Source organism: Nocardia sp. NPDC002869 (genome assembly GCF_046764065.1).
Lineage (GTDB): Bacteria > Actinomycetota > Actinomycetes > Mycobacteriales > Mycobacteriaceae > Nocardia > Nocardia rhamnosiphila.
Map to the genome: position 1 here is coordinate 23733 of NZ_JBKOOL010000034.1, position 16344 is coordinate 40076.

The 16344-nt window shown below is 69.0% G+C and carries 14 protein-coding genes; 10 read left to right on the top strand and 4 right to left on the bottom strand.

The window, feature by feature from the left end; genetic code table 11:
- Window positions 1–15 precede the first annotated feature (15 nt).
- A complete protein-coding gene (gene serA, locus ACLML9_RS09415; protein ID WP_411945142.1) occupies window positions 16–1614 on the bottom strand; it encodes a phosphoglycerate dehydrogenase in 1599 nt (532 codons plus the stop codon).
- Between the two features lie 603 nt (window positions 1615–2217).
- Entirely contained in the window at window positions 2218–2421 is a 204-nt protein-coding gene (locus ACLML9_RS09420; protein WP_030521844.1) for a cold-shock protein, read from the bottom strand.
- A 364-nt stretch (window positions 2422–2785) separates the two neighbouring features.
- Between ACLML9_RS09420 and ACLML9_RS09425 the strand changes: the two genes are divergently transcribed.
- Both ACLML9_RS09425 and ACLML9_RS09430 read left to right on the top strand, forming a co-directional pair.
- Complete coding sequence (locus tag ACLML9_RS09425; protein WP_411945143.1) at window positions 2786–3109, top strand: hypothetical protein; 324 nt, start codon at window positions 2786–2788, stop codon at window positions 3107–3109.
- 136 nt (window positions 3110–3245) lie between these two features.
- The gene (locus ACLML9_RS09430) at window positions 3246–3617 is read left to right on the top strand and encodes a helix-turn-helix domain-containing protein (RefSeq protein WP_411945144.1); all 372 of its coding nucleotides are present in this window, start codon (window positions 3246–3248) and stop codon (window positions 3615–3617) included.
- 44 nt (window positions 3618–3661) lie between these two features.
- Here the strand turns inward: ACLML9_RS09430 and ACLML9_RS09435 are convergent, their stop codons facing one another.
- Entirely contained in the window at window positions 3662–4267 is a 606-nt protein-coding gene (locus ACLML9_RS09435; protein WP_265804467.1) for a ClpP family protease, read from the bottom strand.
- A gap of 40 nt (window positions 4268–4307) precedes the next feature.
- Window positions 4308–4913: a ClpP family protease gene (locus tag ACLML9_RS09440; RefSeq protein ID WP_411945145.1), complete on the bottom strand. Its 606-nt coding sequence runs from the start codon at window positions 4911–4913 to the stop codon at window positions 4308–4310.
- Between the two features lie 233 nt (window positions 4914–5146).
- Here ACLML9_RS09440 and urtA point away from each other — a divergent pair, with 233 nt between their 5' ends.
- Genes urtA through atzF form a run of 8 tightly spaced genes read left to right on the top strand, consistent with a single transcriptional unit; the run spans window position 5147 to window position 16207 of the window.
- Entirely contained in the window at window positions 5147–6472 is a 1326-nt protein-coding gene (urtA, locus tag ACLML9_RS09445; protein ID WP_411945146.1) for an urea ABC transporter substrate-binding protein, read from the top strand.
- Between the two features lie 4 nt (window positions 6473–6476).
- A complete protein-coding gene (urtB, locus tag ACLML9_RS09450) occupies window positions 6477–7364 on the top strand; it encodes an urea ABC transporter permease subunit UrtB (RefSeq protein WP_411945147.1) in 888 nt (295 codons plus the stop codon).
- Window positions 7361–8476, top strand: coding sequence for an urea ABC transporter permease subunit UrtC (gene urtC / locus ACLML9_RS09455; protein WP_411945148.1), 1116 nt, complete (start codon window positions 7361–7363; stop codon window positions 8474–8476). The genes urtB and urtC overlap by 4 nt, the downstream gene beginning before the upstream one ends.
- Window positions 8473–9282, top strand: a complete 810-nt coding sequence (gene urtD, locus ACLML9_RS09460; protein ID WP_411945149.1) for an urea ABC transporter ATP-binding protein UrtD — start codon at window positions 8473–8475, stop codon at window positions 9280–9282. The genes urtC and urtD overlap by 4 nt, the downstream gene beginning before the upstream one ends.
- Before the next feature lie 5 nt (window positions 9283–9287).
- The gene (gene urtE / locus ACLML9_RS09465) at window positions 9288–9980 is read left to right on the top strand and encodes an urea ABC transporter ATP-binding subunit UrtE (protein WP_411945152.1); all 693 of its coding nucleotides are present in this window, start codon (window positions 9288–9290) and stop codon (window positions 9978–9980) included.
- A 10-nt stretch (window positions 9981–9990) separates the two neighbouring features.
- Window positions 9991–10692 carry a GntR family transcriptional regulator gene (locus tag ACLML9_RS09470; RefSeq protein ID WP_411945150.1) on the top strand — a complete coding sequence of 234 codons (702 nt, stop codon included), beginning with the start codon at window positions 9991–9993 and terminating at the stop codon, window positions 10690–10692.
- A gap of 50 nt (window positions 10693–10742) precedes the next feature.
- The gene (uca, locus tag ACLML9_RS09475; RefSeq protein ID WP_411945151.1) at window positions 10743–14402 is read left to right on the top strand and encodes an urea carboxylase; all 3660 of its coding nucleotides are present in this window, start codon (window positions 10743–10745) and stop codon (window positions 14400–14402) included.
- A 2-nt stretch (window positions 14403–14404) separates the two neighbouring features.
- Entirely contained in the window at window positions 14405–16207 is a 1803-nt protein-coding gene (gene atzF / locus ACLML9_RS09480) for an allophanate hydrolase (protein ID WP_411945153.1), read from the top strand.
- The last annotated feature ends 137 nt before the right edge of the window (window positions 16208–16344 follow it).

The window sequence follows — 16344 nt, forward strand, 5'->3', positions numbered from 1 at the left end:
CGTGCACGGAACAGCTCAGAACAGGTCGACCAGAGCGACCTTGGCGGCGCCGACCGCGGCGGCGATCTCGGAACGCACCGCTTCGGGCACCTCCTTGTTGACCCGCAGCACGACGGTGGCGCCTTCTTTGTTGGCGTCCTGGGTGAGCTGCGCGGCGAGGATATCGATTTCGGCGGCGCCCAGCGCGGTGCCGACCTTGCCCAGCGCGCCCGGCTTGTCCTCGTAGTTGAGGACGGCCAGGTTGATGCCTTCGGCGCGCATATCGTAGTTGCGGCCGTTGATGTTGACGATCTTCTCGACCTGCTGCGGCTCGGTCAGCGCGCCCGCGACATTGATGGTGCGGCCGTCACCGAACACCGCGCGCAGATCCACCAGGCTCCGGTGGCTGGGGCTTTCGGTCGCGGTGGTCACCTCGGCGCTGATCCCGCGGGCCTCGGCCAGCGCCGGAGCGTTGACGAAGGTGACCTGATCGTCGACATGGGCGGAGAACACCCCGCGCAGCGCCGCGAGCTGCAGCACCTCCACCTCGGAGGCGGCCAGTTCACCGCGCACCTGCACCTCGAGGCTCACCGGCAGTTCGTCGGCGAGCGCACCGAGCAGGGCGCCCTGCTTGCGCACCAGGTCCAGCCAGGGCGCGACGTCGTCGCCGACGGTGCCGCCGGTGACATTGACCGCGCCGGGTACGAACTCACCGGCCAGGGCCAGCAGCACCGACTTGGCGACATCGGTGCCGGCCCGGTCCTGGGCTTCGCTGGTGGAGGCGCCCAGATGCGGGGTCACCACGACCTGCGGCAGTGCGAACAGTGGGCTGTCGGTGCAGGGCTCGGTCTCGTAGACGTCGATACCGGCGGCCCGGACATGTCCGGAGGTGATCGCCTCGGCGAGCGCGGCTTCGTCCACCAGGCCGCCGCGCGCGGCGTTGACGATGATGACGCCCTTCTTGGTCTTGGCGAGGGCGTCCTTGCCGAGCAGGCCCTTGGTCTCCGGGGTCTTCGGCAGGTGGATGGAGATGAGGTCGGCCCGTTCGAGCACCTCGTCGAGGCTCAGCAGTTCGATACCGAGCTGGGCGGCACGCGCCGGGGAGACGTAGGGGTCGTAGGCGACGATCTTGGTTTCGAAGGCGGCGAGGCGCGCCGCGAACAACTGCCCGATCCGGCCCAGACCGATCACACCGACGGTTTTGCCGAAGATCTCCACGCCGTTGAAGCTGCTGCGCTTCCAGGTGCGCTCGCGCAGGGTGGCGTCGGCGGCCGGGATCTGGCGGGCCGCGCTCAACAGCAGGGTGACGGCATGCTCGGCGGCCGTGTGGATATTGGAGGTAGGCGCGTTGACGACCATCACGCCGCGTTCGGTGGCGGCGGGGACATCGACATTGTCCAGGCCGACTCCGGCCCGGGCGACGATCTGCAGATTCTTACCGGCGTCGAGGACTTCGGCGTCGACGGTGGTCGCGGAGCGGACGAGCAGCGCATCGGCCTCGGGCACCGCGGCCAGCAGCGCGGGCCGATCGGGGCCGTCGACCCAGCGGACCTCGACACCGTCACCGAGCGCATCGACGGTCGACTGGGCGAGCTTGTCGGCGATCAGAACTACAGGACGGCCTGCTTGGCTCACAGTGGGGTACTCCTGGATGTGGGGACGGCCAGTTGACGGGGCCAAGCTTAGTTCGGACCGATCCGGCCATGTCCCACCCCCTGCTCTCGGTCTCGGCCGACCTGCACGGACCCGGTCGGCCGCGTGGGCCGAATCACGCCCCGGAGCACCGCTCACCCGGGCGGGAGGCGCGGTCGCACCGCTGCGGATATATCGGGCCGGACCCCGGGGCGGCCGCCATGGATGCGGAAACCGCCGCGTGTACCCGGCCCGGCCGGAGGACAAGTTTCGAAATCCGCCGGCCCGGATCGGGAGCGGAGAAAAGCGTTCGGGGGGCGGTGTTCGCCGAAAGTCGGCGCGGTCCGAATTCCGGTCCTCGGACCGGCCGATTCGAATTGCCGGATTTTCACACCGGACAACCCCGAGCGCTTGCTCGGCAATTTCTGGTTCGGTGTGTGCATCGGCCGACCGGCAAAACGCTGACCGGCGAACGCGGGCCTACTCGGACCGGGCCGACAGGGAATTACATACCCAGTGGTCGGCTTTCAGTCGAGCGCTATCCCCCGGAAACGGAGCGAGGCCCCGAACCTTGCGGTTCGGGGCCTCGCTGCTTCGTCACACCACTCAGATGGCGCGGACGTCCTGAGCCTGCGGGCCCTTCTGGCCCTGCCCGATCTCGAACTCCACGCGCTGACCCTCTTCGAGGGTACGGAAACCGCTTCCCGACACTGCCGAGTAATGCACGAAGACGTCAGGTCCGCCCCCGTCTTGCGCGATAAAGCCGAAGCCCTTTTCGCTGTTGAACCACTTCACGCTGCCTTGAGCCATGTTACTTACTTCATACTTTCTGTTGCGAGCCAGACGGATCACGGTCGATCCGCCTGATCTCTCTGACAACGATGCCACGTTCGGGAAAGTTCCTCCAGTTCGAAAATTTTCCATTGCGAGGAAGAACGCGGTGCCCAGGAGACCGGCGTCACGCTCCGACGGGACGGTCCACCCCACGGACGACTGCTCATCGCGCGTCGAGGCAGGACCCCGGGATTCCCCGTAGTACCCGGGGATGATTTCTCGATCGGATCCGCGGAAGGTCTGTGACTTTCGTGATCAGTGCGCGAGGGTGAAGGTTCAACGTCTTCCGGCCGGCCGCTCCCCCGGCCGTGCCGCAGGACACAGCACGAGAGGATTCGACGTGTTCCGCACGAACCGAGTATCCGCGACCCGCCGGGCCACCGCCCGGATCGCCGTCGCGGGCGCCATCATCCTGGTCCCGCTGGCCGGCCTCGCGGCGCCCGCGATGGCCGACCCGGCGGCCCCGGCCCCCGGCTACACCCAAGTGGATCGCGACCGCCACGGTGATCGCGACCGCGACCGTCACTGGGACCGTGACCGTGACCGCCAGTGGGATAACGACCGCGACGACCACTGGAACCACGACCGGCACCGGGACCGCGGCTGGCAGGACCCGGCGGGCTGGGTCCGCCACCTGCTGCGCGGCCTTTTCGGCAGCAGCTGACCGCTGTGCGGGCCCGCGTCCGCGGGCCCGCACAGCCGATCGAATCCGCACGCACATCGGTAACCCGAGCCGGCCCGGGTGTACGCCCGTAGCGTAATCCGCCCGTGCCGCCGGCCACGGGTTCTAGGCTCTGTCCATGACCGAGCCTCGCAGACTCCAGGCGATTCCCGGTGGACGCGCCGAGCGGCCGCCCCGGCAGCCCGCGGACCGGCCCGAGCCGCTGTGGCGTGAGGTCCTCGGCGGCCGACTCCGTATGCTACGCAACGAGAAACGCGAAACGCTCGCGGAAACCGCTGAGCGCGCGGGCATTTCGCCGCAGTACCTCTCCGAGGTGGAACGCGGCCGCAAGGAACCCTCCAGCGAGATGATCGCCGCGCTGGCGGGCGCTCTCGGCACCTCTCTCGGCGCGCTCACCGAGCAGGTGGCCGACGAGCTCCGGGCGCGGCGCCATCCCGTGGCGACCCGTCGCCCGGGCACTGCACCGACAGTGCTGCTCCGGGCGGCCTGACCGGCCGGTATCCGCGCCCGCCGCGGTATCCGGCACGGTCACGATCACCGGGCGGGGGCCGGGCTCCGCGGCGTCAGCACCGAATCGACCAGCCCGTATTCGACCGCGGCCGCCGCGGTGAACACCCGGTCGCGGTCGGTATCGTGCCGCAGTTGCTCCGGGGTCCGCCCGGTGTGCCGGGACAGGATCGTTTCGATCTCCGCCCGCATCCGCACGAGTTCGTCGGCTTGCAGGATGAGGTCGGGGATGGCCCCCTGGCCGCGGGCCGCGGGCTGGTGCAGCACCACCCGGGCGTGCGGGAGCATCGCCCGGTGGCCGGGCGCGCCCCCGGCGAGCAGCACGGCGCCGACCGCGATGGCCTGACCGACGCAGGTGGTGTGTACCGGGGCGCCGATGTGCTGGATGGTGTCGTACACCGCCAGCATCGATGACAGATCGCCGCCTTCACAGTTGATGTAGAAGTCGATCTCCTGGCCGGGACTCTCCGATTCCAGGTGCAGCAGCTGCGCGATGAGCGCATTGGCGACCCCGGAATCGATGGGGGTGCCGAGGTAGACGATGCGTTCGGCGAGCAGATGCGAATAGATATCGGTGATCCGCTCGCCCCGCGGATGCTGGGCGATCACATTGGGGATCGTGTAGGTACTCATCGGGTCTCCCTGTCTTCGGCGCGGCGTTCGTGGGCTCCGCTCATGCGGAGATCCCGACCCGTTGGCGCTGCGGGACGACCTGCGCGAAATCGCCCACGATATGGTCGATGAAGCCGTATTCCTTCGCCTGCGTCGCGCTGAACCAGCGATCGTGCAGGGAATCCTCGTAGACCCGGTCGTAGGGCTGCCCGGTATCCGCGGAGATCAGGCCGAGCACGGTTTCCACCGTGTAGCGCAGATCGTCGGCCTGCACCTCCACGTCCACCGCGGACCCCCCGATACCGGCCGACCCCTGGTGCATGAGGACCCGGGCGTGCGGTAGCGCGAAGCGTTTACCCGGCGTCCCCGAGGAGAGCAGGAACTGGCCGGCGCTGCAGGCCAATCCGAGGGCGAGGGTGGCTACCGGGCTCGGTATCAACCGCATGACGTCGCGGATGGCCAGCATCGCCGGTACGGAACCGCCGGGCGAATGGATCCACAGCGAGATACCGGCCTCCCCGTCTTCGGCGGCGAGGGTGAGCAGCTGGGTCGCCAGCAGGGTGCCGTTGTCGTCGTCGAGCGGGCCGTCGAGGACCAGGATGCGGCGGGCCAGGAGCTGTTCGCGGGCACGCCAGCCGAACAGCGGGGATCTATCGTCGTGAGCCATGGCCACCACGCTGCCGGAGCGGACGGGTGAGCGGGAGGTCACGCTGCTGTCGGCAGCTCTGCTCTCAGCAGCGCTGCCCGGGGCCATCGGCCGATCGATACTCGGGCTTCACGCTGCGATACGTGGGCGAAACACAGCCTCCCTACCGTAATTCCTCGTATACGTCGCTGTATACAACGCCGAATACAAGCAAGTCAGCGGGCTGACCTTTCCTGAGTGGAGGCCGAACGGTCATGAATGCAGCCAGAACCGAAGCACCCGGACAACCCAGGAAAGGTGCGGTATCCCGCGACATCCGCAACCGTCGGCAGCGCCGGCGCGCACGGAATTTCCTCGCGCTGCCGGCCGCGGTATGCGCGACCGCGCTGGCGGTCACCGCCTGCGGCAGTTCCGCCTCCGATCAGGCCGGCGCGAGCGCGACCTCCTGTGTCGACACCGCGGGCCCGAATATCAAGGTCGGCTCACTGAACTCGCTGTCGGGGACCATGGCGATCTCCGAGGTCACCGTCCGGGATTCGATCAGGCTCGCCGTCGACGAGATCAATGCCGCCGGCGGCGTGCTGGGCAAGCAGATCCAGCTGGTCGGCGAGGACGGCGCCTCCGAGCCCACGGTGTTCGCGGAGAAAGCGGAGAAGCTGATCAGCAGCGACTGCGTGGCCGCGGTATTCGGCGGCTGGACCTCGTCGAGCCGGAAGGCCATGCTGCCGGTGTTCGAGGACCGCAACGCGCTGCTGTACTACCCGGTCCAGTACGAGGGCCTGGAATCGTCGGAGAACATCTTCTACACCGGCGCCACCACCAACCAGCAGATCGTGCCCGCCCTCGACTATCTGAAGGGCCGCGGCGTGAAATCGCTCTACCTGGTCGGTAGCGACTACGTCTTCCCGCAGACCGCCAACCGCATCATCAAGGCCTATGCCGAGGCCAACGGTATCGAGATCAAGGGCGAGGACTACACCCCGCTCGGCTCCACCGATTTCTCCACCATCGTCAACAAGGTCCGCTCGGCCGACGCCGACGCCGTGTTCAACACCCTCAACGGCGATTCCAATGTCGCGTTCTTCCGCGAGTACAAGAACGTCGGCCTGACCGCGCAGGACATGCCGGTGGTCTCGGTGTCCATCGCCGAGGAGGAGGTCGGCGGTATCGGGGTGCAGAACATCGCCGGCCAGCTGACCGCCTGGAACTACTACCAGACCGTCGACAACCCGCGGAACACCGCGTTCGTCAAGGCGTACAAGGCGAAATACGGCGCGAACAAGCCGACCTCCGATCCCATGGAAGCCGCCTATGTCTCGGTGTACCTGTGGAAGAACACCGTGGAGAAGGCGCAGTCCTTCGCGGTCCCGGAGGTGCAGCAGGCCGCGGGCGGGGTCACCTTCGAGGGACCCGAGGGCCTGGTGACCATCGACGGCGAGAACAACCACATCACCAAAACCGCCCGGATCGGCGAGATCCGCCCCGACGGCCTGATCTACAGCGTGTGGGATTCCGGCGCGGCCGTCGAGCCGGATCCGTACCTGGCGGGCTACTCGTGGGCCGAGGGACTCGGGGGCTGATCTCGTGGAAGCACTGGTCGGGCAGCTGTTCACCGGCTCGAGCCTGGGTTCCATCCTGCTGCTGGCGGCCCTGGGGCTGTCGCTGACCTTCGGTCAGATGGGTGTGATCAATATGGCCCACGGCGCGTTCATCATGGCCGGCTCCTACACCGCCTACGCGGTGCAGGAGTACCTGGTCGCCAACGCCGAGGTCTCGCTGATCGTCTCGCTGCTCATCGGATTCCTGGTCGGCGGTCTCATGGGGGTCGCCCTCGAGGTGACGCTGATCAAGCGGATGTACGACAGACCACTGGACACCCTGCTGGTGACCTTCGGCGTCGGTTTGATCCTGCAGCAGGCGGCCCGGGACATCTTCGGCGCGCCCGCGGTCCGCGTGGTGACCCCGGAATGGCTCGGTGGCGGGGTGGAGATCCTGGGCGCGGTGGTGCCCAGGACGCGGATCTTCATCATGCTGCTCGCGGTGCTGTGCGTGACGGCTGTCGCGGTGACGATGAAGTACACCGCGATGGGCCGGCGCATCCGGGCCGTGGTGCAGCACCGGGATCTCGCCGAAACCAGCGGGATCTCCAGCCGCGGCACCGATATCACGACGTTCTTCATCGGGTCCGGGCTGGCCGGGGTGGCGGGTGTGGCGCTGACGCTGATCGGCTCCACCAGTTCCAATACCGGCACCACCTATCTGGTGGACGCCTTCCTGGTGGTCGTCATCGGCGGGCTCGGGCAGATCCGCGGCGCGGTCCTGGCCGCGGTGGCGCTCGGACTGTTGAACTCGTTCATCGAGTACAGCACCACGGCCTCGGTCGCGAAGGTGATCGTATTCGTCGTCATCGTGGTCTTTCTGCAGGTCCGCCCGCAGGGACTGTTCACGATCCGGTCGAGGAGTCTGGTATGAGGGAATTCCTGACCACCCGCTGGAAGGTCTATTCGGGCTTCGCGATCGCCGCCGTACTGCTGTTCGCGGTGGCGCCCGCGGTGCTCTCGGACTTCCGGCTCAACCTGCTCGGCAAGTTCCTGTGCTTCGGCATCGTCGCGGTGGGTATCGGATTGGCGTGGGGCCGGGGCGGCATGCTCACCCTCGGGCAGGGCGTGTTCTTCGGCCTCGGCGCCTACATCATGGCGATGCATTTGAAGATCTCCGACGCCCGGCTGCGCGGTGACGAGGTCCCGGACTTCATGCAGATCGCCGGTATTCGTGAACTGCCCGGCTATTGGGTTCCGTTCGCGTCGCCGGTCCTGACGATTCTGGGGATTGTGATCGTGCCGCCGCTGGTGGCGGTGCTGCTCGGGCTGGGCGTATTCAAACGCAAGGTCAAGGGCGCCTATTTCGCCATCCTGTCGCAGGCGCTGGCCGCCGCCTTCGCCATCCTGCTGGTGGGTCAGCAGTCCACCGGCGGTAGTAACGGCCTCAACCGGTTCCGCAGCTTCTTCGGGCTGGCGCTCAACGATCCGGTGAACCGGCGGCTGCTGTTCTTCATCGCGGCCGCCACCCTGCTGGTGATCGTCGCGGCGACCCGGCAGCTGATGTACAGCCGGTACGGCGAACTGCTGGTCGCGGTGCGCGATCAGGAGGAGCGCGTGCGCTTCCTCGGCTACGACCCCGCCGATGTGAAGGTCGTCGCCTACGCGGTGGCGGCGTTGTTCGCCGGTATCGCCGGCGCGCTGTTCGTGCCGATCGTCGGGATCGTCTCCCCCGCCGATATCGGGATCGTGCCCTCCATCGCGTTCCTGACCGGTGTCGCCATCGGCGGACGCGCCACCCTGCTCGGCCCGGTGCTCGGTGCGATCGCGGTGGCCTGGGCGCAGACCGGCCTGTCGGAGAACTTCCCCTCCGGCTGGGTGTACGCGCAGGGCGTCCTGTTCATCGTCGTGGTCGGTTTCTTCCCGGCCGGACTGGCGGGCCTGGTGACCCTGCTGCGGCGGAAACGCCGTACCGACGAGAAGGGGGATCCGCCACCCACTCGGACACCGGACCCCGCACCCGCTACCCCGGTAGGAGTGTCATGACCGAGACAACCACCGTGAAAGCTCCGGTGACCGGCGGTAACGCCGGAATGCGCAGCGATTACCTCGAGGTCCGCGGGCTGAGTGTCGAATTCGACGGATTCAAGGCGGTGTCGAATGTGGACCTGACCCTCTTCCAGGGTGATCTGCGGTTCCTCATCGGTCCCAACGGCGCCGGGAAGACGACCATGATCGATGCGATCACCGGTCTGGTCCCGGCGACCGGTTCGGTGCAGAAATCCGGGGTCGAGCTGCTCGGCAAGAAGGTGCACCAGATCGCCCGGCTGGGCGTGGGCCGCACCTTCCAGGCCGCGAGCGTGTTCGAGGAACTGTCGGTGCTGCAGAACCTCGATATCGCCGCGGGCGCCGGCCGTTCGCTCTGGACCATGCTGCGGCGCCGGCCGGCCGCGGTCTCCGCGTCGATCGAGCAAGCCCTGGAGACCATCGGTCTCACCGCGCTGCGCGACAAACCCGCCGGAACGCTGGCCCACGGCCAGAAACAGTGGCTCGAGATCGGCATGCTGCTCGTCCAGGACGCCTCGGTGCTGCTGCTGGACGAACCGGTCGCCGGGATGAGCCAGGAGGAACGGGAAGAGACCGGGAACCTGTTGCGCCGCATCGGCGGTGAACGCACGGTCGTAGTGGTCGAACACGATATGGACTTCATGCGCAGTTTCGCCACCTCGGTGACGGTGCTGGCCCGCGGCGCGGTACTGGCCGAGGGAACGGTGGCCGAGGTACAGGCGGATCCGGCCGTACAGGAGGCGTACCTGGGGACCGCGGCGGCCGCCGACGAGAACGAAGGGTGACCGCGATGCTGGAACTCGTCGATGTCCACGCCGGTTACGGCCGCACCGAGGTGGTCCACGGGGCCGGGATCGAGGTCCCGGCCGACGGCGTGGCCGCGATCATGGGCCACAACGGCGCCGGGAAAACCACCCTGCTGCGCGCGGCGGTCGGCCTGGTGCGTACCCACCGCGGCACCATCCGTTTCGACGGGGCCGATATCACCGCGCTGCGGCCCAGCGCCCGGGTCAAGCGCGGATTGGCCTATGTCCCGCAGGGGCAGCAGTGCTTCGGTCATCTCACCACCGCCGAGAACCTGCGGGTGGTGGCCGACGGCCGCACCCGCGGCCGGGCATTGATCGACGAACAGCTGGATCTGTTTCCCGCGCTGAAAGAGTTGCTCGACCGCCGGGCCGGGCTGCTCTCCGGCGGGCAGCGCCAGCAGCTGGCGATCGCGCGGGCACTGATCACCGAACCGCGCATGCTGATCCTCGACGAACCCACCGAGGGCATCCAGCCGTCGGTGGTCGCCGAGATCGAGAACACCATCACCGAACTGGTGACCCGCGGCGGGCTCGGGGTGCTGCTGGTGGAACAGCACATCGGTTTCGCACTGCGGGCCGCGAGCCGGTACTACGTGCTGGAGAGCGGCCGGGTGACCTCTACCGGGGAGGGCGGTGCCGGGGCGGTGGAAACCGTTCGCGCCGCCATGACTCTCTAGGCTGCGCGGCGTGACGGAACCACGAGGTAAACGCGAATCTCGCAGCGACGCTGTGTACAAGTCGCTGCGCGACGAACTCATGTCCGGTGCGCTGGGGCCGGAGGAGCGGCTCGGCGAGGAACGGCTGGCCGAACGCTACGGTGTCTCGCGCACTCCGGTCCGCGAGGCGCTGGCCCGCTTACAGGCCGACGGTCTGGTGGAGCGCCACGACGCCGGACTGTTCCCCTACCGGCCGCGGCTGGACACCCTGGGCGACTACTACGAGCTGCGGATCACTCTGGAGGTGCAGGGCATCGCCCGCGTCCTCGACGATCCGGACCTCGGCCACGACCGGGCCGTCCTCGGACCCGAGATCGATCGCTGGCGCGCCTTCCGCACCGCGCCCCCGGACCCGGACGCCGGTTTCGTGGCCGCCGACGAACAGTTCCACACCGTCCTGCTCGACTCCTCCGGCAACCACGCCCTCACCGACGCCCTGAAAACGGTGAACGCCCGGATACGCCCCGTCCGGATGTTCGACTACCTGACCCCCGACCGCATGCTCGCGACCATCGAGGAACACATCGCCATCGGCGAGGCCGTCCTCGACCGTGATCTCACCGGCGCCCGCGAGCAACTCCTCGCCCATATCGACCAGTCCCGCCGCGTGGTGGCCGACCGCGCCGGTCAGGTGCGCCGGCTGACCCGCATGGCCCGCGCGACCAAGACCTGAACTTCCCGGCTACTCCGGTAGCCGCACTGTCCACGCCGAGAGGATCGACCGTGACCGAGACCGCCCCGCAGTTGTATACACCGCTGCATACGCCGCTGCCCGAATGCCTGCTGATCGCCAACCGCGGTGAGATCGCCTGTCGCATCCTGCGTACCGCCCGGCGGCTGGGTATCGAGACGGTCGCGGTGTTCTCCGATGCCGACGAGGGTTCGCGGCATGTGCGGATGGCCGATCGCGCGGTCCGGCTCGGCCCGGCCCCGGCCGCCGAGTCGTATCTGCGCGCGGACGCGGTGATCGAGGCGGCGCTGTCCACCGGTGCCACGGCCGTTCACCCCGGCTACGGATTCCTCTCCGAGAACGCGGATTTCGCGGCGGAGGTGGAGGCCGCGGGTATCGCGTTCGTGGGGCCTGCCGCCGACCATCTGCGGCTCTTCGGCGACAAGCACAGTGCCCGCCGGGCAGCCGCGGCGGCGGGTGTGCCGCTGGTCGCGGGGAGCGGTCTGCTCACCGGGCTCGACGAAGCGCTGGCGGAGGCCGAGCGGATCGGATACCCGGTGATGCTCAAGGCGGCCGGGGGCGGCGGCGGTATCGGGATGGCCGCGTGCGCGGGGCCCGGCGAACTCACCGACGCCTACCAGCGGGTGATCCGTCTGGCGCAGCACAACTTCGGCTCCTCCGCGGTGTATCTGGAGCGGTTCGTGGCCCGGGCCCGCCATGTGGAGGTGCAGATCTTCGGCGACGGCCGCGGTCGCGCCGTATCCCTGGGCACCCGCGACTGCAGTCTGCAGCGGCGCAACCAGAAGGTCATCGAGGAGGCGCCCGCCCCCGGGCTCCGCTACACCGTGAGCGAGCAACTCCTCGAATCGAGCCGGAAACTGCTCGGTGACGTCGGTTATCGTTCCGCCGGGACGGTCGAGTTCATCTACGACATCGACCGCGCAGAGGCCTCGTTCCTCGAGGTGAACACGCGGTTGCAGGTGGAGCATCCGGTCACCGAGACCGTCACCGGCGTGGACATCGTCGAGTGGATGCTGCGCCTGGCCGGTGGCGATTCCGCATTTCTCGACGAGATCCCTGATTCCGGCCCGCCGATCACCGGATACGCGGTGGAGGCCCGCGTCTATGCCGAGGACCCCGGTAACGACTACCGTCCCGGCGCGGGCACCCTCACCGGTGTCGAGATCCCCGCCACGGCGGCCCGGGTGGAGACCTGGGTCGAAACCGGTACCGAGATCAGCCCCTACTACGACCCGCTGATCGCCAAGATCATCACCTCCGGGGAGAGCCGGACCGAGGCACTGCACCGCCTGCGCGCCGCGCTCGACGAGACCCGCGTGTTCGGTATCACCACCAACCTGCCCCAGCTGCGCGCCGCCGCCACCAGTTCCCCCATGCTCGACGCCCGGCACACCACCGCGACCCTCGGCAGTCTGGCCACCATCCGTCCCCGCCTGGAGATCCTGCGCGCCGGTGTCTCCACCACCATCCAGGACTTCCCCGGCCGCCTGGGACTCTGGAGCGTCGGTATCCCGCCGTCGGGCGCCTTCGACGATCTGTCCTTCCAGCTCGCCAACCACGCCGTCGGGAACTCGCTGGGCGAGAACGGCCTGGAGGCCACGCTGCTGGGTCCGCGGATCCGCTGCACCGACACCACCGTGGTCTGTGTGACCGGCGCCGAAGCCCCCGTGACCGTGGACGATCGGCCGGTCCCTATGTGGGAGCCGGTCACCGTCCCCGCCGGCTCGGTCCTCGATATCGGCGCGCCTCACGACACCGGCTTGCGCACCTATCTCGCCGTCCGCGGCGGCATCCTCGCCCCCGACTATCACGGCAGCGCCGCGACCTTCACCCTCGGCGGGTTCGGCGGTATCACCGGCCGCGCCGTCGCCACCGGCGATATCCTCGGCCTCAAACCGGACGCGGGCGGCCTGCTGGAGCCCACGCCGATCCCGGCGGGCGAACGCCCCGAATTCGGTCACACCTGGTATGTCGGTGTCGGCGAGGGGCCCCAGCCCGCCCCTGACTACTTCACCCCCGCCGATATCGACCGGTTCTACGACGCCACCTGGCAGGTGCAGGCGCACGCCAACCGCACCGGCCTGCGCCTGGCCGGCCCGAAACCGACCTGGTCGCGGACCGACGGCGGCGACGCCGGCCTGCACCCCTCGAACCTGCACGATTGCCCGTACAGCGTCGGCGCGCTCAATCTCTCCGGCGACACCCCGATCCTGCTCGGCCCCGACGGTCCCAGCCTGGGCGGTTTCGCCTGCCCGCTCACCGTGGTCTCCGCGCATCGCTGGAAACTCGGTCAGATGCGCCCCGGTGACCAGGTACGTTTCGTCCCGGTCGGCGACGACCGCACCGGCCCCTTCCGCTCCTCACCCGCCCTACGTGGCCGGGGCCTGCCCACGCCCGGACTCCTCGGGTCCCGGGAGCGGGACAACGGCGTCCTGGGCCGCCGCGACGCCGGAAGCGGCACCCCCGAGGTGAAATACCTGCGTGGCGGCGACGACAATGTGCTGATCGATTACGGCCCGAGGGAACTCGATCTGGGTCTGCGGATGCGCGTGCACGCCTTGAGCGACCGCCTCGAACAGGCCGCTATCCCCGGCCTGATCGATATCACTCCCGGCGTGCGCTCGCTGCACCTGCACTTCGACCCCGACGTCATCGATCAGCGCACCGTGGTGCGGCTGCTCGGTGAACTCGAGGACGATATCCCCGATACCGCCGATCTGCGGGTCCCGAGCCGCCATCTCGAACTCCCGCTGTCCTTCGACGACCCCACCATCGGACAGGCCATCGAACGCTACGGTCGCGGTGTCCGCGCCGAAGCCCCCTGGCTGCCGTCGAATATCGAGTTCATCCGCCGGATCAACGGTCTGGACAGTATCGACGAGGTGCGCGATATCGTCTTCGCCGCCCAGTACATGGTGCTCGGTCTCGGCGACGTCTATCTCGGCGCGCCGCTGGCCGTCCCGCTCGATCCCCGCCACCGCCTGGTGACCACCAAATACAACCCCGCCCGCACCTGGACCCCGTCCGACGCGGTGGGTATCGGCGGCAAGTACCTCTGCGTCTATGGCATGGAATCCCCCGGCGGCTACCAGCTCGTCGGCCGCACCGTCCCGATCTGGTCCGGTTACCGCCAGCGGGCGCCCTTCGAGGCCGGCAAGCCGTGGCTGTTCCGGTTCTTCGACCGGATCAGCTGGTATCCGGTCGCGGCCGAGGAACTGCTGGACCTGCGCGCCGATATGGCGGCGGGCCGCTACGCGATGCGCACGAGCGTCGGTGAATTCGCGATGGCCGACCACCTCGAGTTCCTGCGGGACAACGCGACCGATATCGCCGCTACCGAGGAGCACCGGCAGGCCGCGTTCACCGCCGAACGGCAGCGCTGGGAGGCCAGTGGCGAACTGAACGCCGAGGCCGATCTCGCCGCCGAGCCCGAACCCGCCGAGGATTTCGACCTGCCCGAGGGCGCCCATATCGTGGCGGCGCCCATGATGGCCAATGTCTGGCGGGTCGAGGTCGCCGCGGGCGAGCACGTCGAGGCCGGCACCACCCTGCTCGTGCTCGAGGCCATGAAGATGGAGCTGCCGGTGGTCGCGGAGGTCTCCGGCACCGTGCACGCGATCACCGTCGCGGCAGGCGACCAAGTCACTACAGGCGCACCTCTGGTCGCCATCGAAACAGAAGGAGCGGCATGACCATGGAGCAACTACCGCTAGCGGAACCGGCGACGGATACGCCGGGGAGCATCGCCGACAAGGTCGCCCATGCCTACCGGACCATCCGCGAGCACGATCGCCCCGAAATCTGGATCACCTTGCGCGGCGAGGACGAGGTCGCGGCCGAGGCCGTCGCGCTCGACGCCCGGCTCGCGCAGGGCGAGCGGTTGCCGCTGGCCGGGGTGCTGCTCGCGGTCAAGGACAATATCGACGTCGCCGGTATCCCCACCACCTGCGCCTGCCCGGGTTTCGGCACGACACCGCAGCACACTGCCCCCGCTGTGGCCCGGCTGATCGATCAGGGTGCGCTCGTGCTCGGCAAGACCAATCTCGACCAGTTCGCGACCGGCCTGGTAGGTACCCGCAGCCCGTACGGCGCGGTCCGCAACGCCCTGTTCCCCGACCGCGTCTCCGGCGGCAGCAGCTCCGGCTCGGCCGTCGCGGTCGCACTCGGCATGGTCGACGCGGCGCTGGGCACCGATACCGCGGGGTCGGGCCGGGTACCGGCCGCGCTCAACGGGATCGTGGGCGTCAAACCGACCCTGGGCCTGGTCTCCACCACCGGTGTCGCCCCCGCCTGCCCCGACTACGACGCGGTCACCGTTTTCGCCCGTGATCTGGCCCTCGCCACCGAGGTGACCGCCGCCATGATCGGCCCCGACCCCGCCGACCCCCGATCCCGCACCTGGCCCGCCGACACGCCCCTGGGCGCCCCCGCCCGGACCACCCTCGCGATCCCCGCCGACCACAACCTGGCCGCCCTCTCCCCCGCCTACCGGGCCGCCTTCGACGCCACCGTCGCGCGTTGGCGGGCCGGTGGCGGCGAGGTCGCCACGGTCGATATCGGCGAACTGCTCGATGCCGCGAGACTCCTCTACGACGGCGCGATCGTCGCCCAACGCTACGCCGCGATGGGCGAATTCCTCGCCGGCGAACCGGACGGCGCCGATCCGGTGGTCGCGCGGATCGTCGCGGGCGCGGCGCGGCCCGCCGCCCACGAATACGTCACCGACCTCGGACGTCTCGCCGTCGCGGCCGCCGCCGCGCGCCGGCTGTTCGCCGAATACCCCGCCCTGCTCCTGCCCACCACCACCGAGCATCCGACCATCGCCGCGGTCACCGCCGAACCGGTGGCGATCAACAGCCGGATGGGCACCTTCACCAATTTCTGCAACCTTCTCGACCTGGCCGCGGTCGCGGTCCCGGGCGAGGAGACCGCGACGGGCGACCCGTTCGGCGTCATGCTGATCACTCCGGCGTTCGCCGACCAGGTGGGCATCGATCTGGCCGCCCGGCTGCTGGATACGCCCGCCCCGCTGCTCACCGGGACCGGCACCGACCTCTTGGTCGTCGGCGCCCATCTGCGCGGCCTGCCCCTGCATCACCAACTGGAGCAGGCGAAGGCGCGATTCCTCGGCGAGGTCGTCACCTCGGCGGCGTACCGCATGGTCGCGCTACCCGCCGAACCACCCAAACCCGGCATGCTCCGGGTCGGCGCGGACGCCGGCCGGGCGCTGCCCGGCGAACTGTACCGGCTCTCCCCGGCGGCCCTCGGCACCTTCCTGAGCACTCTGCCGGCGCCGATGACACTGGGAAAGGTGGAACTGGATTCCGGACGCTGGGTCACCGGCTTCGCCTGCGACTACGAATCCGCCCGCGACGCAACCGATATCACCGAATACGGAGGGTGGCGCAACTACCTGAACACCGGTCGTTGCCACTCCTCGCCCGAGACCCCGTGCGGCCCGTCCAACCGCACGGCGCCACCCGGCCGTTCCCGATGAGGGTTGCAGGACAGCCTGCGGAGCAGGAACGGCCGGGGGGGCGTGGGGCCCCCCGGCCGAAAACAAAAACCCCGTAACAAGCCCCAAAGCGAGAGCGGCGGGGTGGGGGAAAGTGTTGTATTGTGGGGGTTGATATA